Raw genomic sequence first — 19,693 nt, 5'->3', positions numbered from 1 at the left:
TGGGATGGCGGCTGTTCAAGGCGTAAGACGGTCAAACTACCACGCGGCAAACAGCGCGATCCAGAGGTAAAACCCCCTATGCCCCCGCCGGGATGGCCACGGCGGCAGAAGCACTGAAGCTGTGCGTGCCGCCCCCAACTGCGTGCCGCTCACCGTCCGGAAGGACGACGTCGGCCGCCACCCCGTCAGGGACAGTTGCCTCGAGCCGGAACGCGCCGCCGTCGTGCTTCCATTCCACGCGGACCTCACCGTGCGGTGTTTTCAAAGAGGTCCTGGCCCAGTCGATGCCAGCGCCTGGCTGCGGGGCGATGAGCACCCTGGCGTAGCCCGGTGCCAGCGGCCGGATGCCGCCGATGGCCTTGTGCATCCAGTCCGCCACAGCCCCCAGGGCATAGTGGTTGAAGCTGGTCATCTCGCCCGGGTTGATGGTGCCGTCCGGCAGCATCGAGTCCCACCGCTCCCAGACGGTGGTGGCGCCCATGGTCACGGGGTACAGCCAGGACGGGCAGCCTTCCTCCAGGAGCAGCCGGTAGGCATCGTCCACGTGCCCGGTGTCGGTGAGCGCGTGGGTGATGAACGGCGTTCCGGCGAACCCGGTGGACACGCGGTAGCCGTTGTCCCGGACCAGGTCCACCAAGCGGTTGCCGGCGAACTCACGCAGCTCCGGCGTGGCCAGGACGTCGAAGGCGATGGCCAGGGCGTAGACGGTGGTGCAGTCGCTGTGAATAGTGCCGTCGGCTGCCACGTAGTGCTCGGCAAAGGAAGCGCGCACCCGGGCGGCGAGCACCTCAAAGTAGGCTTCGTCGTCGTGCTTCCCCAGCAGGGCCGCAGCCTGTGCGGTGATCCGTGCGGTCCGGTACATGCAGGCCGTGGCCACTACGCCGGTGTCCGCCTTGGCCGCCCAGGGCTGGTCCGGCGCGGCGTCCGGGTCCAGCCAGTCGCCGAACTGGAAGCCTGAGTCCCACAGCCCGGTGGACGAAAGCAGCCCCTCCACACGGCGGGTATGCGAGGCCATCGAGTCGAACTGGTTCTGCAGCACGCCCAGGTCCCCGTAGGCCTCCCACAGCGCCCACGGCACCCACACCGAAGCCTCACTCCATAGCGCGGAGGACTCCGGCGCCGGGAATTCGGCCGGCTGGGGGCAGTACTTGAGGGCGTCGGGAACGGTGATGGGCACCAGGCCGTCCTGTGCCTCCTGTTCCGCGGCAAGGTCCAGCAGCCAGTCCTGCAGGAAGTCCTTGACGTCGTACAGGTAGGCGGCAGTGGGGGCGAACACGGCAATGTCGCCGGTCCAGCCGAGCCGCTCATCGCGCTGCGGGCAGTCGGTGGGCAGGTCCAGGAAGTTGCCCCGCAGCCCCCACACAATGTTGCGGTGCAGCTGGTTCACCAGGTCATTGGAGCATTCGAACGTGCCGGTGCGCTCCAGGTCGGAATGGACCACCACGGCTTCCAGGTCCTCCTCCGTGAGCTCCCCGGGCCAGCCGGTGATTTCGGCGTAGCGGAAGCCGTGGAACGTCTTGGTCGGTTCAAAGAAATCTTCCCCGCCGGAGAGGATGAACGTGTCCGCGGCCCTGGCCGACCGCAGGGGACGGACGCCCAGCTCGCCGTTTTCCAGGACCTCGGCGTGCCGCACGGTAATGGTGCTGCCGGCCGCACCCTGCACGGTGAACCGCAGCCAGCCCACCAGGTTCTGGCCGAAGTCCACCAGCGTCTTGCCGGAGGGTGAGGTGAAGATTTCCACGGGACGGACGACGCCGGCACGCACCACGGGCGGGCCAACGGGCTCAGCCAGGCGGCCGCCGTCGAACGCGAGCTCCCGGACGCCCGTCCAGTCAGCGTCGGCTGAAAAGCCGGGCTCCGCCCAGCCCTCCTGGCGGCGCCGGGCATCGATGGTCTGGCCGTCGTAGAGGTCGTTGAAGGTGGTGGCCGAGGGACCTGCTTGCCAGGTGGTATCGGAAGCGACGGACTGGACGTGCCCGTCGTCGAACTCGATGTCCAGCTGCCCAAAGAACCCCAGCTCGTTGCCGTACAGGTTGGCCATGCCGTGCCAGGCGAGCCGTCCGCGGTACCAGCCGTTGCCCAGTTCCACCCCGATCACCGTGGAAGGCCCCACCAGGGCGGTGACGTCGTAGCTGCGGTAGCGGAGCCGCCACTCGTAGGAGCTCCAGCCGGGGCTCAGCACGTCGTCACCCACCCGGGATCCGTTGACGAACGCCTCGTAGACACCGTACGCGGTGGCACGGAGCGTCGCCTTCACAACGCCGCCATGCCCCTCCTCAAGCGTGAACTCCTTCCGGAGCAGCGGGGCGCCGTCGAAGTCCTGCTCCGGCGAAATCATGGCGGCGAGCCAGGGGGTGGAAGTCATGGAAGGAGGGTTCCGTTCTGTAGGAAGGCTGGTAAGGCAGTTGGTGGCCGCTTGTCAGGCGTAGTGGCAGGCGACGTCGGCAACCCCAACCCGCCGCAGGGCGGGCCGCTCCGTGGCGCACAGTTCGGTGGCCAGGGGGCAGCGGAGCCGGAAGGGGCAGCCGCCGGGCCCGGGTACTGCAGCAGCGCCGGTGCGGACGCCCAGCGATTCGCGGGCTTCGCGGCGTTCCGCCTGTTCCGCCGGCCGGGGCACCGGGGATGCTGCCACGAGGGCTTGGGTGAAAGGGTGCTTCGGGTTTTCCGTGACCGCAGCGGCAGGTCCGCTTTCCATGACCTGGCCGCGGTAGAGCACCACCACGCGCTGGGCCAGGAACTGGACCACGGCGATGTCGTGGGCGATGAAGAGGTAGCTGAGGCCACGCTCGTCACGGAGGTCGGCCAGGAGATTGAGCACCTGGGCCTGGGTGGACAGGTCGAGGGCGCTGACGGCCTCGTCACAGACCACCAGCTGGGGGTCGCAGATCAGGGCGCGGGCCACGGAAATGCGCTGGCGCTGGCCCCCGGAGAACTGGCTGGGGTACCGGTCCACTGCCTCGCGCGGAAGCCCCACGCGTTCCAGCATGTCCCCGGCCCTGGTGCGCGCCTCCGCTGCGGACACCCCGCGGAGGCGCAGCGGCTCAGCCAGGGACGTGCCAACCGTGTTCCGCGGGTTCAGCGAGGAATTGGGGTCCTGGAAGACGGCCCGCAGTTCCCCGCCCAGGGCGCGGCGCTGGGCCGCGCCGGCGGAGGTGATGTCCTTGCCCTGGTAGGTGATGGTGCCGCCGGAGACCTTCTGCAGGCCAAGGATCGCCTTGCCGATGGTGGACTTTCCGGAACCGGACTCCCCCACCAGGCCCACCGTCTCACCGGGGGCAATGCTGAAGCTGACGAGGTCGACGGCGGCCGGTGCGGCGGCTGCCTTCCGGCCCCGGCCATAACGGACCACCAGGTCCTTGACCTCAAGGATGGGGGTGGTGGCGGAGGGCGGCGTGGAACCGCGGCGTTCGGTGACTGCGGTGCTCATGCCGGGTCCTTTTCAACGATGGTGTTCAGAGCGCGCAGGTTCTGCTTGGGATTGACCTGCAGGGTGCGGGAGGCAGGCACGTCCGTGGCCAGCCAGTCCATGCCCTCGACGGCCAGCTGGTCCGCCTTGACACACCGCACCAGCCCGTCGCCGGTGCCGGAGCGCAGCAGCGGGACGGGCTCCACGCAGGCGGAGCCGGCGAACTGGCAGCGGGCGGCGAAGCGGCAGCCGGTGGGCCAGTCCTTGGGCTGCGGCACCTGTCCGCTGATGGTGGCAAGCCGCTCGGGCATGTCGTCTGCATGGTTGGCGTGCGGGTCGGCCGCCAGGAGGGCCAGGGTGTAGGGGTGGCGGGGGTGGTCCAGGACGGCCTGGGTGCTGCCGTTCTCCACCACCTGGCCGGCGTACATCACGGCCACCTGGTCGCAGATGTCCGCCACCACGCCGAGGTCGTGGGTGACCATCACCACGGACATGCCGGTGTCCTTCACCAGGTTCCGAAGCAGGGACAGGATTTCGGCCTGGACCGTGACGTCCAGGGCGGTGGTGGGTTCGTCCGCGACGAGCAGGCGGGGCTGTCCGGAGAGCGCCAGGGCAATGGCCACGCGCTGGGCCATGCCGCCGCTGATCTGGTGCGGATAGGTCTTCAGGATCCGGGCGGCGTCCACGATGCCTACCTTTTCCAGCAGGCTGTGCGCTTCCTTGCGCGCCTCGGCCCGATTCAGGCCGCGGAGCCGGCGGATGGTGGCGGTGAGCTGGTAGCCCACGGTGAACATCGGGTCCAGGGCGCGCATGGGTTCCTGGCTGATCAGGGCGATCTCGCGGCCGCGGACAGCTTCCATGTCCCTGTCCGCCACCGCAGCCAGGTTCCTGCCGTTCCAGAGGATCTGCCCGGCGGTGACGCTGACGCCCGAGGGAAGCAGGCCCAACAGGGACAATGCGGTCATGGTCTTGCCGCAGCCGGACTCCCCCACCAGGCCCAGGACGGTGCCGGGCTGGACGTTGAAGGAGACATCGGTGACCAGGCGGACGCCGTTGCCAGTCCCTGAACTGTCGACGCCGACCGAGAGGTTGCGGACGCTGAGCGTTCCCTTCGCAGCGGTGTCGCCGGGCGTACCGTCCTGGGAGGCAGCAGCGGGCGCTGCGGCGGCGATGGCGGCAACAGCTTTGGCGCGCTGCCGGCGTGCGGCGGCGGAGGGCAGGTGCGGGGCCGCGGCGTTGGGTGCCTTGCCCAGGGCGTTGCCGATGGCGTTGGCGGACAGGACCGTCAGCGCCAACACGGCGCCGGTGGGCACCATCATCCAGGGGGCGTCGTAGACGTGCTGGGAGGCGCCCTGGATCATGCCGCCCCAGCTGGGCTGCGGGATGGGCGGCCCGAACCCGATGAACGCCAGGCCGGCCTGGATGAGCATGCCGACTGCGAAGATGAGCGCGGCCTGGACCACGATGGTGTTGGCCAGTCCGGGCAGGACGTGGCGGAGGCTGATCTGCAGCGGGCCGACGCCGTCAACCTTTGCCGCATCAACATAAAGCTGGGACTGCAGGGATTTGGCCTGGCCCAGGATCACGCGGTAGATGCCGGCGGACATCAGGATACCCAGGATGGCCATGACCACCGGAATGTTGGTACCCACGGCGTCGATGACCGCCAGGATGATCACCGTTCCCGGCAGGGACATCATGATTTCTGTGACCCTGCTGATCACGGCTTCGGTCCGTTCCCCGGCACCGGCGGCAAGCATGGCCAGGACGGTGCCGAGCCCGACGCCGACAATCACCGTGAGCATCGACGTCCCCAGGGTGCCGGCGGCGGCGGCGAAGATGCGGCTGAGGATGTCCCGGCCCAGTTCGTCGGTCCCCAGCCAGTGGGCAGCGGTGGGGCCGGAAAGGACCGCGGTAAAGTCCTGGTCCTCGGTCTTGAACGGCAGCCACAGCGGGGCGGTCAGTGATGCGATGACAATGGCCGCGAGCCAGATAAGCCCGGCCACGGCACCCGGCGAGGTCAGCAGCCGGTGCCGGGAGAACCTGGTGATGGCTGCCCTGCCGGCGTTGCGCGCGGGCGTTCCTGCCGGCGTCGTACTTCCTGCCTGGTCCGCGTCCGCGGGGGCCGGGGCAACTGTTGGGATCATGAGGCACGCAACTTCGGGTCGAGGAACTTGGTGGCCAGCTCCAGCACCAGGTTGACGGCAACCACCACCACGGTGGCGATCACCACCACGCCCTGGACGGCGGGGGCATCATGGGTGCTGACGGAGGTCTGGACGGCCTGGCCCAGGCCGGGCATCGCGAACAGCTGCTCCGCGATGACGGAGCCGCCGAACAGGCCAATGAACTGCAGGGCGATGCCGGCCACGATCGGCAGGCTGGCGTAGCGCAGGGCGTGGACGTAGAGGATCTTCCAGGTGGGGGTTGCCGTGGCCCGCAGCGTGCGGATGTGTTCCTGCTGCAGCGCTTCGAGCATGGAGGCCCGGGTCTGGCGGGCAATGAACGCCGCACCGCCCACCGCAAGGGTGATGACCGGCAGTGCCAGGGACAGGGCCCAGTCCTGCGGCGAGACCTCGAACGGCACATAGCCGGTGGCCGGGAAGACGGAGGACTGGACGGCAAACAGGAACACGAAGATGACGCCCACCCAGAACGCCGGCAGTGCAACGAGGAGGCCCACGAAGCCGCCGATTACCTGGTCCAGGAGACCGCCGCGAACGGCGGCGGTGACGCCCAGGGCGATGCCCAGGATGGCGCTGAGAACCGTGGCCCCCGCAGCGAGCGAGGCAGTGACGGGCAGGCGGCTGGCGAGGTCGGCGCTGACAGAGCGGCCATCGATGAGCGAGATCCCCAGGTCGCCCTGCACGGCCGAACCGAGCCAGGTGAAGAATTGGGTGAACAGCGGATCGTTCCAGCCCATCCGCTGGTTGACCTCGTCGATGGCTTCCTGGGAGGCGCCGGCGCCGAGGGAGACGGCCCCCGGGCTGCCCGGCATTGCGTGCACCAGCAGGAATGCCAGCACCGCAACCACCAGCACGGTGGCCAGCGCCATGAACAGGCGCTTAGTGATGAATAGTGCCATGGTGACCTCCATCGGTCAGGTACCGTCCCGGCGCCCCCCACCCTGTTTGGGAGGGCACGCCGGGACGGTGCGGGTGTTAGCTGGCCGGGGTGTAGGACGACAGGAGCGGGTAGGCGTTGGTGCCGGCGAACTTCACCTGGGCCACCTTCTTGGTGTTGTAGCCCTGGTTGGTCAGCGCCTCGTACAGCGGGATCATCCAGCCGGACTCCACCAGGCGGGTGTTCAGCTTGGTGGCGGCTGCCTTGACGGCGGCGTCATCCTTGGCGGCGGCCAGCTCGCCGGTGGCGGCGCTCAGCTGGTCATCGGTGGCCTTCTGGACGTTCGTGAAGCCGTTCAGGATGGCCCCGTACATCACGCCAACCGGGTTGTCCCAGTTCAGCGGCGCGTAGCCCAGTGGCGTAGTGGCGACGGCGGCGAACGCTTCGTCGGTGGAGGCGGCCATCTTGACGTTCATGGTGATGCCGACGGCGGCGAGGTCCTTCTGGACTGCCTGCAGGTCCGTCTGGGTCTGGGCCCCGGCGAGGATGGTGAAATCAAAACCGTTGGGGTAGCCGGCCTCGGCCAGCAGGCTCTTGGCTTTCTCCGGGTTGTAGGCGAACTTCGTTTCGAGGTCCTTGGTGAAGCCTGCCGAATCCTTGGGGAGGGCGTTCCAGGCGGCGATGTCACCCTTGTGCAGGGCGTCCACCAGGGCCTGGCGGTTGATGGCGTACTGGATCGCCTGGCGGACCTTTTCCTGCGCGAAGGCCGGGGCCGTCTTGCCGATCTTGTCGAAGGAGATCATGGTGTTGACGGTGCCGCCAATCCGGGAGACACCGACGCCCTTGGACTTGGCGAAGTCAACGGTGTTCGACGTCAGCATCGCGACGTCAGCCTGGCCGGAGACCAGCGCATTGGCACGTGCCTGGGGGTCCAGGACAACACTGAAGACCACCTTCTTGTAGGCGTACTTGGAAGCGTCCGGGCTCTTGTCGTTCTTGACCAGGACGTATTTGTTGCCCTTCACGGTGGAGGGATCAAGGGTGTAGGGTCCGGAGCCGTCGGGCGTGGCGGCCAAGGTTGAAGTGTCGGTGACGCCGTTCTTGCCCACGATCATGCCCGTGGTGGAGGCCAGGTTCTTCTCGAAGCCGGGCTGCGGCTTGGCGAAGGTCAGTGCCACCTGGGTGGGGCTGACCACGTCCACCGACGTGATCTCCTGCGCACCGCCCTTGGCTACGGCCGAGTAGGCGCTCAGGGCGGGGTCGGACCGGCGGTCCAGGTTGGCCTTGACCAGGTCGGCGTCGAGCTTGGAGCCGTCCGTGAATGCCACGCCGTCCTTCAGGGTCAGCGTCAGGACGGTGTTGTCAGCGTTGTAGCTGAACACCTTGGCCAGGCCGGGGCCGGCGGAGCCGTCCGGCTGCAGCGTCATCAGGCTGTCGTAGAGGCCCTCGAAGAACTGGCGCTGCGCTGCAGAGACGCGCAGCGGGTCGAAGCCGAAGGAGGCCGAGTCGCTGTCGATGGCGAGAGTCAGGCTGCTGGTGTCAGCCTTGGCGGCTGCCTGGCTGGACCCGCCGCCGCAGGCGGCCAGGGAACCCATCAGCAGGGCACCAGTCAGGACGGCAGCGCTGCCGCGTGCGGTGGTGGTCAGAAGTTTCATGTGGTGCGCCTTCGCATTCTTCTATGACTGCAACGGAAGAGTTTTTTGGGGCCGGAAGTGCCCGGCTCCCTTCAAGAATCGGCCGGGGCCGCCTGCACCAAACATGACAATGTCATTGATTGAAAAAGTATTGTGGCGGCGGTCACGCGGGCCGACAGGATGGATGCAGGGCAGCGAAGCCTGGGACGCCTCCATGCGTCCATCACGAAAGGAACCCCATGACCAACCCGTTCCCCCGCGACTTCCTCTGGGGCGTGGCCACTGCAGGCCACCAGGTGGAAGGCAACAACGTCAACAGCGATACCTGGTTCCTGGAGCACCTGCCCGGAACCATCTTCGCCGAGCCCTCCGGCGATGCCGTGGACCACTACCACCGCTACCGCGAGGACATCGCGCTGATCGCGGGGCTGGGCTTCACCAGTTACCGCTTCTCCATTGAGTGGGCCCGGATCGAGCCGGAAAGAGGCCACTTTTCGGTGGCGGAACTGGACCACTACAAGCGGGTGCTGGAGGCATGCCACGAACACGGCCTCACCCCGGTGGTCACCTTCCACCACTTCACCTCACCGCGCTGGCTGCTTCAGGCCGGTGGCTGGGAAGGCAAGGAGACCCCTGACCTCTTCGCCCGCTACTGCGATCAGGTGATGGCGCACGTGGGTGACCTGATCGGCGTCGCCTGTACCCTGAACGAGCCCAATCTTCCCTGGCTCCTTGAGTCGTTCGGCATCGGCGGGGAAGCACCGGAGAACCGCGGCTCGGTGCCCATGTGGGCTGCCGCCGCGGAACGCCTGGGCGTCGACGCCAGCACTGTTGCCCCGTTCCAGTTCTGCTCCACGGAGGCTGGCTTCCAGGTGAAGGTGGCCGCACACCGGGCTGCCACGGCAGCCATCAAGGCGCACCGCCCCGACCTTCAGGTGGGCTGGACCCTGGCAAATTCGGACATCCAGGCCATCGACGGCGGTGAGCAAATCGCGGACCGGGTGCGCCGCGACGTCAACGAACGCTTCCTCGAAGCGTCCCGCGGCGATGACTTCGTGGGCATCCAGACCTACGGGCGCACTGTGTACGGCCCGGACGGCCACGCGCCGGCGCCGGAGGGCGTGCCCACCAACCAGATGGGTGAGGAGATCTACCCCCAGGCCCTGGAAGCGACCATCCGCGAGGCACACCGGATCGCCGGCATCCCCGTCATGGTCACCGAAAACGGCCTTGCCACCGAGGATGACACCCAGCGGGTGGACTACCTGAAGGCAGCGGTCGACGGCGTTGCCTCCTGCCTTGCCGACGGCATCGACGTGCGGGGGTACATCGCCTGGACGGCGTTCGACAACTTCGAGTGGATCTTCGGTTACCGGCCCAAGTTCGGCCTGATCGCCGTCGACCGCTCCACCCTGGAGCGGACGCCGAAGGAGAGCGCACGCTGGCTGGGCAGCCTGGCACGGCAGCAGAGCCTGGCGGAAGCGCCGCAGCCTGCCTAGGTTCCGTTCAGTGGCCCGGACTTCCCTGCGGAGTCCGGGCCATAATTCTTCCCAAAAGACCTAATCGGCGGCAGGTTCGCGGATCACCAGCACCGGGCAGTGCGCGTGGTGGATGGTCTGGTGGGAGACAGAACCGAGCAGCATTCCGGTGAATCCGCCATGGCCGCGGGAACCGACTGCCACCAGGTCCGCGTCGCGGGAAGCTTCAATGAGTGCGGCCGCCGGGTTGCCCTCCACGATCTTTCCCGTGACGGGTACGCTCTGGTCCTTGATGCGTTCCAGCTCCGCCTCAAGGATGGCCTGCGCGTCCTTCTGGAAGATCTCGTAGTCCCAAGCGGTGCCGAGTGCATCACTGACGTAGGGGAAGCTCCATGCGGTCAACGCCTGGACGTCACCCTTGCGGAGCCGGGACTCCTCAATCGCCCAGTCCATGGCCGACCGGGACTGGTCGGAACCATCCACGCCCACCACGATCCTGAAGCTTCCGTTACCGGCCACGGTTTTCCTTTTCCTGGTGGACTATCTGACGTGGGCTAGCCTTGGCCTGTTGACGTCCCCTGCGCCGGCACCGCCACCGTGGAGTGCCCGGCTTTGGCGGCCTGGTGGGGATTTCCTGCTTCCCTGGCGCAATGGAGGCAACAGTAGATGCCGGCTTCGCTTTCAACAGGATGGCCCAGGATCCGGCAGCCGCAGTGCTCACATGCGGGAGCCATCATGTGGATGGCGCATTCGAAGCTGTCGAAGGTGCCGGACTGGTTTCCCATACTGACGGTAAACATGCGGCCCTCGCTGCTGCCGCAGACATCACATGTGCCCATGGTCTATGCCTCCTCTTGTCCTCGCCTGCTCCAGACACTTCAGTGGACCGCTTCCCGGAGTTTCCTGCCTAGGGGCGAAGGTCCCCCGGCAGGGATGCCTCAAATTCCCGCTCAAACTTCTCAATCTCTGCCCATCCACCGTGCCGGCCGCTCCGAACCGCAACCGTAGTACTGCAACCAAGGCAAGGATGAGCAATGGATGCCGTGGACCAGCAGGCCCTGACCGGTGCCGTCATCAAGGAGTACCGGCTGGACCTGGCACAACTGTGGCTGGAGTTCGCCGGGCTGGGCGGGGACGCCTCTGAACACGTCATCCGGGACTACTGTTCGGGCCAGGCCCACCTTTCAGCCAAGGAACGTGATGCGCTGGCGCAGGCTGTCAATGAACATTGCGCTGCGGAGGGCCTGCCGCTCCGGGCTCCCCTGAGCGGCTCTGCCCTTTCCGCGCGGCAGCCGGAACGGCACGACCCGAAGCAGAAGGACCCGGAGCGGAAAGATCCTCACTCGTCGAAGTAGGTGAAGGTGTCCGCGGCGCCGGCCACTGACGCGACAACGGCTGCCGCAACGTCCCGGAGTTTCATGTTCCTGGTGCTTGAGGCATCCCGCAGCAGCTTGAACGCCGTTGCCTGGCTGCAGCGGTTCTGCGCCATGATGGCCCCGGTTGCCAGGTCGATCACCGTGCGTGTCTGCATGGCGGCGCTCATGCCGTCCCTGGTCTCTTCCAGCTTCAGCATCCGCAGGGCAAGACCCAGGCCCTTGGAAGCCTGCCGGACGAACGCTTCGGCGGCATCGATGCCCTGGCTGCCAAAGGTGAGGGGCTGCGAGCAGTGGAACGTGAGGACGCCCTGCGAATCCCCCTCCAGCGACGCCGGGATGCTCAGCACCGAGCGGAAACCCTGCCGCTGGACGGCCTGGACGTATTCCGGCCAACGCTCTTCCCGCCGCAGGTCCGGAACCAGCACTGTCTTTGCCGTCCGCATGGCCGTGGTGCCCGGACCGTCGCCGAGTCTCAACTCCAGCTGCGACATCAGCGGTGCACTGCGGTTGCTGCCGGCGCTCGCCGCGGGTTTCTTGGGCCGCAGCACCACGATTTCACAGGAGCATACGTGCCCCTGGCCGCCAATCCGCGCCGCCGCGTAGGACGCCAGATCCTGGAGGAACGCCTCAACCTCGGGGTTCTGCAGGAATGACTCCTGGATGTGCAGGGCAACGTCTGCGAAATCCTCGTCTTCAGGGACGCCGGCGTTGAGCACGCGTCTTACCTCCCGGACATTAGTTAAAAGCCACACCACCGTGGCCGCCCACTGCCGAACGGTGATGCCAGCCTACCTGCGCGCGTGTCGTAACCTGTCAACCATGACGCGCCTCTCCACCCCGGACGGATCCGTCCGCGGCAGCTCCGTCGAGACTGACGGGACCACCATCGAGCGGTTCCTTGGCATCCCCTACGCGGAACCGCCGTCGGGAGCCAACCGCTTCCGGCCACCGGTGCCGGTGCTGCCCTGGACGGGCGTGCTCGATTGCACCGCCCCTGGCCCGGCGGCGCCCCAGAACCCCGAATCCCCTGCACCCCCCGGCTCCACGCCGCGCTCCTGGAGCGAAGAGGGCTGCCTCAACCTGAACGTCTGGACGCCCGGGACGGATGGGCCGGCCAGGCCGGTGATGGTATGGATCCATGGCGGCGCGTACCTGATGGGCGCCAACAGTGATGCAATGTACGACGGCGCCCGGCTCGCCGCTGCGGCGGGCGTGGTGCTGGTGTCCGTTAACTACCGCCTGGGCGCGCTGGGTTTCCTGCATTTGCCGGACCTGCTGGGGCCGGACTACGGGGACTCGTCCAACCTTGCCCTGCTGGACCAGCTGGAGGCACTGCGCTGGGTCCGCCGCAACATCGGCGCCTTCGGCGGCGACCCCCACAGCGTGACGATCTTCGGCGAGTCCGCCGGCGCCGCAGCCATCGGCACCCTGCTGGGCATGCCGTCGTCGGAAGGGCTCTTCCGCCGGGCCATCATGCAAAGCGGCACGGCCGAACGTTACCGCCGGCCGGAGGAATCGGCCCACGTCACCGCCGCATTCCTTGAATTGTGCGGTTTGGATGGCTCCTCCGCCAGGGAGCTGCTGACCCTGCCGGTGGAGCGGCTGCTGGAAGCCCAGGCCGCCCTGGAGAGGCGTGCTGCTGAGGAGTCGTTCGCAGTTCCGCTGCCGTTCCAGCCCACGGTGGGCACGCCGTCACTGCCGGTGCCACCGCTGGAAGCCGTCCGCAACGGGGTCAACCGCGGCGTGGACCTGCTGATCGGAACCAACCTGAACGAGGGTTCATTCGCCGTCGAGATGCGCCCGGACTCCGCGGCGGACCCGGAGTACCCGGACCGCGCCGCGGCCGTACTGTCCGGCGCCGGGGTCCCAGCTGAGGCTGCACCCGGTTACACAGAGGCGCTCACCACGCTGTTGGGCAGGGAACCGGCCGGCAAGGAGCTCTTGGAAGCGGCCATCGCCGATTCCCTCTACCGCCAGCCCAGCAACCGGCTCCTGGCCGCCCGCCAGGAGGCTGCCGGCGGAAGGAACTTCGCGTACCTGTTCACGTGGCGCAGCCCGGCGATGGGCGGGAAGCTGGGAGCCTGTCACGCGCTGGAGATCCCCTTCGTCTTCCGGCATCTGGATGCGCCTGAGGCCGCCTTCCTCACGCGGGGCAAGGCACCCCAGCCGCTCAGCTACGCCATGAGCCGGGCGTGGGCAGCGTTCGCAGGCACGGGAACGCCCGGCTCGGAACACCTCGCGTGGCCGGAGTACGGAACGCAGCGCACCACCATGGTGCTCGACGAAGAGCCCCGGCTGGAAGCCGACCCCCGGCAGGAGATCCGGGAGTTCTTCGCAGCAGCGGAAGTGCAGGCGGAAGCTTCGCTGCAAGAGAATTGAAAAGTTGGGAGTGCCGTGCCACGGCTGCATCCCTCACGCGTTGGCGGTTCCGGACCGGGGCCCGGGACCGCCAACGGAGCAAGCTGCTTCCGACGAGCCTTAGTTCGACGGGAAGTTGTATGAGGCGCCCGAGGCGTGGTTCGTTTCCGGCCAGCGGGACGTGACGACTTTGCCGCGGGTGTAGAAGGAGACGCCCTCAGGCCCGTAGATGTGCTTGTCCCCAAACAGCGAGGCCTTCCAGCCGCCGAAGGAGTAGTAGGCCACGGGCACAGGCAGGGGCACGTTGATGCCGATCATCCCCACGTCCACGGAGCGCTGGAACTTCCTTGCCGCTGCACCGGAGGACGTAAAGATGGCCGTGCCATTGCCGTAGGGGTTGGCGTTGATCAGCTTGATGCCTTCGTCCAGGTCTTCAACCCGGACCACCACCAGGACAGGGCCGAAGATCTCCTCCTTGTAGGCACTCATCTCCGTCTTCACATGGTCGATGACTGTGGGGCCGACCCAAAAACCGTCCTCGTGGCCGGGCACCACCAACTCGCGGCCGTCCACCACCATTGCGGCGCCGGCCTGTTCGGCTTCGGTGATGGTCCTGACGATGAAGTCGCGGGATTCGGGGCTGATGACCGGGCCCATATCGGCGTCGGCTTCGGTGCCGTTCCTGACCTTGACGTCCAAGGCCCGCTCTTCGACCTTCTTGACCAGGAGGTCTGCGGCGTCCCCGACGGCGACAGCGACTGAAATGGCCATGCAGCGCTGCCCTGCGGAACCGAACGCGGCCGCGGCCAGGTGGTCGGCAGCGTTGTCGAGGTCGGCGTCGGGCAGCACGATGGCGTGGTTCTTTGCCCCGCCGAGTGCCTGGACGCGCTTGCCGTGCTTGGTGGCAACTTCGGTGATGTACTTGGCTACCGGGGTGGAGCCGACGAAGGAGATGGCGTCCACGTCCGGGTGGGTCAGCAGTCCCGAAACCACTTCACGGTCGCCGTGCAGCACCTGGAAGACGCCGTCCGGCAATCCGGCGTCCTTCCACAGCTTCGCGAGCAGCATGGCAGCGGACGGTACCCGATGCGAGGGCTTGAGGATGAAGGCGTTGCCGGTGGCGATGGCCATCGGGGCCATCCACAGCGGCACCATCACCGGGAAATTGAACGGGGTGATGCCGGCAACCACGCCCACCGGCTCACGGAACGAAAAAACGTCAATACCGGTGGAAACCTGGTCCGAGTACTCCCCCTTAAGCAATTGCGGGATGCCGCAGGCAAACTCGATGACCTCCAGGCCCCGGCCGATTTCGCCCTTGGCGTCGTTAAGGACCTTGCCGTGTTCGGCTGTGATCAGTTGGGCGAGCTCTTCCACGTGCGCCGCCACGAGTTCGCGGAACTTGAACAGCACGGCTGTGCGCTTGGCCAGCGAAATGTCACCCCAGGACTCGGCAGCCTTCTTGGCGATTGCCACAGTCTTGTCCAGGTCTTCGCTGCTGGCCAGACGCAGCTCCGCGGTCACGGCACCCGTGGCGGGGTTGTGGACGGGCTTGGTGCCAGCGCCGCTGCCGGCGGTCTCGGTGCCGCTGATGAAGTGGTTGATGATGGTCATTACTGCTCCTGTAGTAGGTGGTGCTCCGCCGCATGTACTTCGTTGACAGGGCGGGGCAGGCCGGTGGCAAGTGATTCCTGGAGGGCAAGGCGGACGGCGAGGTTCTGTTCGGTCAGTTCCTTGTGGATCAGTTCCGGGCCGGAATTGCGGACCCAGGCGCTGAACCTTTCAATCTCCACCTTGAACTGGTCCTCGCCGATGTCGAACGATTCTGTCCGCCCATCGCGCAGGGAGACAGTGACGCGGGCTACCTCACCCGGGTCGGGGTCGAATGCCTTGTCGAGGGTGATCTGGCCTTTGGTGCCGATCACCTGGAAGGTGTGCGTGCGGGGGCCCTCGAAGCCGCAGTCCAGGGTTCCCAGGACATCGCCATAGTCCAGGATGGCCGCCATGGTGGTTTCCACCGGATCGGTCCGGCTTGTGCCTTTCGCGTAGACGGACTCCGGGGCGCGGCCCATGACCATGTTCATGATGTCCACGGCGTAGCAGCCGACATCGTTGAGGGCGCCTCCGTCCATGCCCGGCTGGAGCCGGGCCTCACCATCGGTCCGGTCCATGGCGAAGTGGAAACGTGCGTGCATGGAGACGAGGTCGCCGATCCGGCCGGAATCAATGAACTCCCGCACCTTCTGGTGCTGTGGATGGAAGCGGTACATGAACGCCTCCATGAGGGTCACCCCGTTGCGTTCGCACGCTTCCACCACCCGCCGGTAGTCGTGGCTGGTGGCGACGAGCGGCTTTTCGCAGAGGATGTCTTTTCCTGCTTCAGCCGCGGCAATAATCCAGTCTGCGTGCAGTGCGTTGGGAAACGGAAGGTACACGGCCTCGATGCCCGGGTCCGCCAAGAGCTCCTCGTGGGAACTGTAGGCTGCGGGGATGCCGAACTGCTCAGCGACTTCCGCGGCCTTGCCGTTCGGGCTGCTGATGGCCGACGCCACTGCATTCCTGGCCCTGCTCATCGAAGGCAGGAAGCGGTTTTGGGCGATCCTTGCCGTGGTCAGCACGCCCCAGCGGACAGCGCTCACCCGCCAATCTCCGCATCGAGCTTGCGCAGGAAAGCGACGGACTGGCGCACGTCCCGGACCGGTCCTTCGTCCGTGGGCTCGGTTTCCAGGATGGTGTCCTGTTCCATCGTGAACCAACCGGGGTACCCGGCGTCCAGCAGGTCCCGGACGATGCCCTCGATGCCGACGTCGCCCTGGCCCAACGGCACATACATTCCGGTCTTCACGCCGTCCGTGTAGGAGATTTCGCCAGCCTGGACGCGCCGTGCGACTGATGCCCGCACGTCCTTCAGGTGGGTGTGGCCGATGCGGGACGCGTAGTCGCGCACCAGCAATGCGGGGTTGGTGCCGCCGATCAGCAGGTGTCCGGTGTCCAGGCAAAGGTTGGCAGCGGTACCGTTCAAGACCCGGTCAACGTCCGAGGTGCTTTCAATCATGGTGCCGACGTGCGGGTGGACGACTGCCTGGATGCCCTTGTCCGCGGCGGCCTTGACCACAGCGTCAAGGTTCCTGCCGAACAGGTCCCAGCCTTCGGCGTCGAGCTCGTGGCGCTGGTCGTAACCGGCAACGCCGGTCTCAGCGGCGAGGACCATGATGCTGGCGCCCGCGGCTTCATAGGCATCCAGCTCCGCTGCGACAACGTCCAGGGGATTCTTGGACGGATCGTGCAGGATGACCGGGAAGAAACCGCCGATGGCCTGCAGGTTGTGCCGCTTCAGGACCTCGGCGCGCTGGTTGGCCTCTTCGGGAAGGAACCCGGCCGGTCCGAATTCGGTGGCGCTGATGCCCAGGGCGGTCATTTCGGACAGAACCTTGTCTGCCTCCAACTGGTAGCCCCACCCGGGGACTTCGCAGACGCCCCAGGAAATGGGTGCTGCGGCGAGGCGGCTGGTGATGGTGCTCAATCTGATCCTCCAAGTACGTTCTGGTCCCAGTCGATGACTGAGCCTGTGACTACACCGCTCCTGTCGGAGAGGAGAAAAACAATGAATTCGGCGATCTCGTCCACTTGTCCGAGCTTGCCCATCGGGACGGAGGCGTTGGCTTTCTCCAGCCAGTCATCCCCCGCACCGTGGAATTTCTTCTGGGTATCGGCTTCGCCGTCAGTGGCGGTCCAGCCGATGTCCAGGCCGTTGATGCGGATCTTGTCCCAGCGATGGGCGTGGGCGGCATTGCGGGTAACACCGGCCAGGCCCGCTTTAGCCGCCACGTACGGTGCCAGGTAGGGCTGGCCGCCAAGTTCGGCTATGGAAATGACGTTCAGGATGCTTCCAGGGACGCCCCGCTCGCGGAAGTGCCTGATGGTTTCGGCCATGATGAAGAACGGCGATTTCAGGTTGACTGCGATGTGGGCGTCGAAGAGCTCCGGGGTGGTGTCGAGCATGGTGCCCCGGGTGGTGAGGCCGGCCGCGTTGACTGCACAGTCCAGCTGGCCGAAGACGGAGACCGTCTCGAATACGGAATTGCGGGCCTGTTCAACGTCGGCAAGGTCGGTTTTGATGAACCGCGTCTCCACGCCGGAGGCTGTGATTTCGGCCGCGAGTTGTTCGCCCGCGTCCGCGTTCCTCCCAGTGATGGCGATGCCGGCAGCTCCCTCAGATGCCGCGCGCCGTGCGACTCCGGCGCCCAGCCCTTGTGTGCCGCCGCTGACGAGGAGCACTTTGTCCTTGAGGAGTGGCATTGCTACTCCTTTCCGACCTTGACCACACGCCCGGAGCGGGCTGATTCTTCTGCAGCGTTGGCCAGGACGAGGGCCTGCACTCCGTCGTCGAAGCCCGGGCTGCACGGGACTCCCGTCCGGATGGACTGCACAAAGTTGTCCAGTTCGGCCCGGTAAGCCTGGGCATAACGCTCGAGGAAGAAGTTCAGGTATGGATCGGCTTCTTCCGCGCCGGCTGCCGTGAACTTCCGGACACTGGTGGGGGTCAGGTTGCCTGCGGTCAGCATCCCTTCACTGCCGAAGGCTTCAAGCCGCTGGTCATGGCCGAAGGCACTGTGGCGGGAATTGATGATGGTGATCTGCTCCCCGCCGCTTCCCCGCAGGGTGATGACCACGGAATCGAAGTCGCCGGCCTCCTCGATGTAGTCGCAGAAGAGATTCGAGCCCGTCGCGGAAACCTCGATGATGTCGGGGACGAAAAACCTGGCCATGTCCAGGTCGTGGATGCTCTGGTCACGGAAGATGCCGCCGGAGGTTGCGATATAGCCGGCCGGCGCCGGGGCAGGATCGCGGCTGATGATGGTCAGCTGCTCCAGCTTGCCGATCTCCCCGGCCTGCACTCTGGCTTGGACAGAGGAGAAGTTGGGGTCGAACCTGCGGTTGAAACCGAGCATAAGGGGGGTGTGGCTGCCGCGGAGGCTCTCCCGGCATGAGAGGACCCGGTCGATGTCCAAATCGATCGGCTTCTCGCACAGGGTTGCCACACCGTGTGCCGCGGCCCGGGAAATCAGGTCAACGTGCGTGTTTGTGGGCGAACCGATGATGATGGCGTCGAGTCCGTCGATGGCGAAGACCTCATCTGCAGTGGCGACGGCCACGGCGCCAGTTCCGGCCGCAAGGGCTTGTGCGCCTTCGATGTAGGGGTCGGCGATGGCGGCCAGTTCCAGGTCCGGATTGGCCAGGATGTTGCGGGCGTGGACGTGGCCGATGCGGCCGGAACCGAACAGGGCAACCTTGAGGGGGCGGTCAGCGGACATTGGTGGGGGTCCTTTCTAGCGGGTTGCCCTGGAAAGCCTGGGCGTGGGTTGTTGCTTCATGGTTTACGTCGGCAGTTGCGCCGTCGGCAGTTGCGCCGTCGGTGGTTCCAATGCGGGCGGTCACGGCGCTGCCACCGCCAAGGGGGTACGGCCCGCGAGCACGTCAACGGCGCCCCGTGCGGCATCCCTGACGGTGTGGGCCATACCCTGCCGGGTAAAGCCCATCAGGTGAGGGGTCAGGACGACGTTTTCATGGTCGAAGAGCGGGTGATGGGACGGTGGTTCGGGGTCATAGACGTCCAAGCCGAGCCCGGAGAGTTGCCCTGACGTCAGTGCTTCGTGGGCTGCATCCAGGTCGATGAGGCCGCCCCGGCTGCAGTTGATGAGTACTGCCCCGGACTTCATGCCGGCAAGCCGGCCGGCATTCATGAGGTTCCGGTTTTCAGGCGTGAGCGGAACGTGCAGGGTGACGAAGTCGCTGCCGGCAAGGAGCTGTTCAACGCTTTCACAGCGGATCCCGGCAGGAACGTCGGCATAGGGATCGTAGGCCAGGACTTTCAGGTCGAAGGCTTCAGCGATGCGGGCCACGCGCCGGCCGATGCGTCCGTAGCCGATGATGCCAAGCGTGAACCCTTCCAGGTCTCCAACCCCGACGGCGGAGCGCTCCTCCCAGCGTCCGTCACGGACCAGCGCGGTCAGCGGAGCAAGTTTCTTGACCAGCGCAAGCAGGTGGGCGAACACACCTTCCGCCACCGAAGCAGTGTTGCTTCCGGGCGTGATGACCACAGGGATTCCACGGCGGTTGGCTTCAGCAACGTCCACCAGATCAGTTCCGACGCCGGTCCTGGCGATGACTTTGAGTGCCGGCATGCGGTCCAGCAGGTCCCGGTCCACCCGGTACGCTGCCCTGACGATTGCGGCGTCTGCTGTGGCCAGCTCTTCGTCGGTGGGGTCTTGGATGAGCCGCTGGTGCTCGGAGAGCAGCGGTTCAACCAGATCAGGTTCGACGCTGCCGAGGGCAACAAAGATTTGGGGTGTGGTTAAAGAAGCCATCGTCATCCTT

The 19,693-nt window shown here is 66.5% G+C and carries 18 protein-coding genes; 3 read left to right on the top strand and 15 right to left on the bottom strand.

Translation table 11 applies throughout. From position 1 onward, the window contains the following. Nucleotides 1-76: 76 nt before the first annotated feature. The 5 genes from FBY33_RS06735 to FBY33_RS06715 form a co-directional block, all read right to left on the bottom strand. Complete coding sequence (locus tag FBY33_RS06735; protein ID WP_142029877.1) at nucleotides 77-2,365, bottom strand: family 78 glycoside hydrolase catalytic domain; 2,289 nt, start codon at nucleotides 2,363-2,365, stop codon at nucleotides 77-79. Between the two features lie 54 nt (nucleotides 2,366-2,419). Further along, entirely contained in the window at nucleotides 2,420-3,427 is a 1,008-nt protein-coding gene (locus tag FBY33_RS06730; RefSeq protein ID WP_142029875.1) for an oligopeptide/dipeptide ABC transporter ATP-binding protein, read from the bottom strand. Further along, the gene (locus tag FBY33_RS06725) at nucleotides 3,424-5,553 is read right to left on the bottom strand and encodes a dipeptide/oligopeptide/nickel ABC transporter permease/ATP-binding protein (protein ID WP_142029873.1); all 2,130 of its coding nucleotides are present in this window, start codon (nucleotides 5,551-5,553) and stop codon (nucleotides 3,424-3,426) included. The genes FBY33_RS06730 and FBY33_RS06725 overlap by 4 nt, the downstream gene beginning before the upstream one ends. Then, nucleotides 5,550-6,503 carry an ABC transporter permease gene (locus tag FBY33_RS06720; RefSeq protein ID WP_142029871.1) on the bottom strand — a complete coding sequence of 318 codons (954 nt, stop codon included), beginning with the start codon at nucleotides 6,501-6,503 and terminating at the stop codon, nucleotides 5,550-5,552. The genes FBY33_RS06725 and FBY33_RS06720 overlap by 4 nt, the downstream gene beginning before the upstream one ends. 64 nt (nucleotides 6,504-6,567) lie before the next feature. Continuing rightward, on the bottom strand, nucleotides 6,568-8,124 hold the full coding sequence (locus FBY33_RS06715; protein WP_142029869.1) for an ABC transporter substrate-binding protein: 1,557 nt from the start codon (nucleotides 8,122-8,124) through the stop codon (nucleotides 6,568-6,570). 218 nt (nucleotides 8,125-8,342) lie between these two features. Here FBY33_RS06715 and FBY33_RS06710 point away from each other — a divergent pair, with 218 nt between their 5' ends. Beyond that, on the top strand, nucleotides 8,343-9,602 hold the full coding sequence (locus tag FBY33_RS06710; protein WP_142029868.1) for a glycoside hydrolase family 1 protein: 1,260 nt from the start codon (nucleotides 8,343-8,345) through the stop codon (nucleotides 9,600-9,602). Between the two features lie 60 nt (nucleotides 9,603-9,662). Here FBY33_RS06710 and FBY33_RS06705 read toward each other — a convergent pair whose 3' ends face one another. Both FBY33_RS06705 and FBY33_RS06700 read right to left on the bottom strand, forming a co-directional pair. Beyond that, nucleotides 9,663-10,100 (bottom strand): universal stress protein, encoded by a 438-nt coding sequence (locus tag FBY33_RS06705; RefSeq protein WP_142029867.1) that lies wholly within the window; start codon nucleotides 10,098-10,100, stop codon nucleotides 9,663-9,665. A 35-nt stretch (nucleotides 10,101-10,135) separates the two neighbouring features. Further along, nucleotides 10,136-10,420 carry a hypothetical protein gene (locus tag FBY33_RS06700; protein WP_142029866.1) on the bottom strand — a complete coding sequence of 95 codons (285 nt, stop codon included), beginning with the start codon at nucleotides 10,418-10,420 and terminating at the stop codon, nucleotides 10,136-10,138. Between the two features lie 195 nt (nucleotides 10,421-10,615). Between FBY33_RS06700 and FBY33_RS06695 the strand changes: the two genes are divergently transcribed. After that, nucleotides 10,616-10,936 carry a hypothetical protein gene (locus FBY33_RS06695; protein ID WP_142029865.1) on the top strand — a complete coding sequence of 107 codons (321 nt, stop codon included), beginning with the start codon at nucleotides 10,616-10,618 and terminating at the stop codon, nucleotides 10,934-10,936. Here FBY33_RS06695 and FBY33_RS06690 read toward each other — a convergent pair. Then, the gene (locus FBY33_RS06690) at nucleotides 10,921-11,673 is read right to left on the bottom strand and encodes a GAF and ANTAR domain-containing protein (RefSeq protein ID WP_142029864.1); all 753 of its coding nucleotides are present in this window, start codon (nucleotides 11,671-11,673) and stop codon (nucleotides 10,921-10,923) included. The two genes, FBY33_RS06695 and FBY33_RS06690, sit on opposite strands and share 16 nt — an antisense overlap. Before the next feature lie 103 nt (nucleotides 11,674-11,776). Between FBY33_RS06690 and FBY33_RS06685 the strand changes: the two genes are divergently transcribed. Further along, nucleotides 11,777-13,336, top strand: coding sequence for a carboxylesterase/lipase family protein (locus FBY33_RS06685; protein WP_142029862.1), 1,560 nt, complete (start codon nucleotides 11,777-11,779; stop codon nucleotides 13,334-13,336). A gap of 99 nt (nucleotides 13,337-13,435) precedes the next feature. Here the strand turns inward: FBY33_RS06685 and FBY33_RS06680 are convergent, their stop codons facing one another. From FBY33_RS06680 to FBY33_RS06655, 7 genes are read right to left on the bottom strand one after another with little or no spacing between them, the layout of a single operon-like run. After that, on the bottom strand, nucleotides 13,436-14,929 hold the full coding sequence (locus FBY33_RS06680; RefSeq protein WP_142029860.1) for a CoA-acylating methylmalonate-semialdehyde dehydrogenase: 1,494 nt from the start codon (nucleotides 14,927-14,929) through the stop codon (nucleotides 13,436-13,438). Beyond that, nucleotides 14,929-15,954 carry a Gfo/Idh/MocA family protein gene (locus FBY33_RS06675; protein ID WP_142029858.1) on the bottom strand — a complete coding sequence of 342 codons (1,026 nt, stop codon included), beginning with the start codon at nucleotides 15,952-15,954 and terminating at the stop codon, nucleotides 14,929-14,931. Before FBY33_RS06675 ends, FBY33_RS06680 begins: the two co-directional genes overlap by 1 nt. Further along, entirely contained in the window at nucleotides 15,951-16,838 is an 888-nt protein-coding gene (locus FBY33_RS06670) for a sugar phosphate isomerase/epimerase family protein (protein ID WP_142029857.1), read from the bottom strand. The genes FBY33_RS06675 and FBY33_RS06670 overlap by 4 nt, the downstream gene beginning before the upstream one ends. Then, a complete protein-coding gene (locus tag FBY33_RS06665; protein ID WP_142029856.1) occupies nucleotides 16,835-17,614 on the bottom strand; it encodes an SDR family oxidoreductase in 780 nt (259 codons plus the stop codon). Before FBY33_RS06665 ends, FBY33_RS06670 begins: the two co-directional genes overlap by 4 nt. 2 nt (nucleotides 17,615-17,616) lie before the next feature. Then, a complete protein-coding gene (gene iolG, locus FBY33_RS06660; protein ID WP_142029855.1) occupies nucleotides 17,617-18,630 on the bottom strand; it encodes an inositol 2-dehydrogenase in 1,014 nt (337 codons plus the stop codon). Continuing rightward, nucleotides 18,620-18,754, bottom strand: a complete 135-nt coding sequence (locus FBY33_RS20810; RefSeq protein WP_268815865.1) for a hypothetical protein — start codon at nucleotides 18,752-18,754, stop codon at nucleotides 18,620-18,622. The genes iolG and FBY33_RS20810 overlap by 11 nt, the downstream gene beginning before the upstream one ends. Continuing rightward, complete coding sequence (locus tag FBY33_RS06655) at nucleotides 18,751-19,683, bottom strand: hydroxyacid dehydrogenase (protein WP_142029854.1); 933 nt, start codon at nucleotides 19,681-19,683, stop codon at nucleotides 18,751-18,753. Before FBY33_RS06655 ends, FBY33_RS20810 begins: the two co-directional genes overlap by 4 nt. Nucleotides 19,684-19,693 lie beyond the last annotated feature (10 nt).

It is taken from the genome of Arthrobacter sp. SLBN-112 (genome assembly GCF_006715225.1).
Lineage (GTDB): Bacteria > Actinomycetota > Actinomycetes > Actinomycetales > Micrococcaceae > Arthrobacter.
This window is presented reverse-complemented; position numbering and strand designations above follow the sequence as displayed.

Coding starts and splice junctions, on each gene's coding strand:
- FBY33_RS06735 (WP_142029877.1), bottom strand. CDS start 2,365: ATGACTTCCACCCCCTGGCTCGCCGCCATGATTTCGCCGGAGCAGGAC.
- FBY33_RS06730 (WP_142029875.1), bottom strand. CDS start 3,427: ATGAGCACCGCAGTCACCGAACGCCGCGGTTCCACGCCGCCCTCCGCC.
- FBY33_RS06725 (WP_142029873.1), bottom strand. CDS start 5,553: ATGATCCCAACAGTTGCCCCGGCCCCCGCGGACGCGGACCAGGCAGGA.
- FBY33_RS06720 (WP_142029871.1), bottom strand. CDS start 6,503: ATGGAGGTCACCATGGCACTATTCATCACTAAGCGCCTGTTCATGGCG.
- FBY33_RS06715 (WP_142029869.1), bottom strand. CDS start 8,124: ATGAAACTTCTGACCACCACCGCACGCGGCAGCGCTGCCGTCCTGACT.
- FBY33_RS06710 (WP_142029868.1), top strand. CDS start 8,343: ATGACCAACCCGTTCCCCCGCGACTTCCTCTGGGGCGTGGCCACTGCA.
- FBY33_RS06700 (WP_142029866.1), bottom strand. CDS start 10,420: ATGGGCACATGTGATGTCTGCGGCAGCAGCGAGGGCCGCATGTTTACC.
- FBY33_RS06695 (WP_142029865.1), top strand. CDS start 10,616: ATGGATGCCGTGGACCAGCAGGCCCTGACCGGTGCCGTCATCAAGGAG.
- FBY33_RS06685 (WP_142029862.1), top strand. CDS start 11,777: ATGACGCGCCTCTCCACCCCGGACGGATCCGTCCGCGGCAGCTCCGTC.
- FBY33_RS06680 (WP_142029860.1), bottom strand. CDS start 14,929: ATGACCATCATCAACCACTTCATCAGCGGCACCGAGACCGCCGGCAGC.
- FBY33_RS06665 (WP_142029856.1), bottom strand. CDS start 17,614: ATGCCACTCCTCAAGGACAAAGTGCTCCTCGTCAGCGGCGGCACACAA.
- iolG (WP_142029855.1), bottom strand. CDS start 18,630: ATGTCCGCTGACCGCCCCCTCAAGGTTGCCCTGTTCGGTTCCGGCCGC.
- FBY33_RS06655 (WP_142029854.1), bottom strand. CDS start 19,683: ATGGCTTCTTTAACCACACCCCAAATCTTTGTTGCCCTCGGCAGCGTC.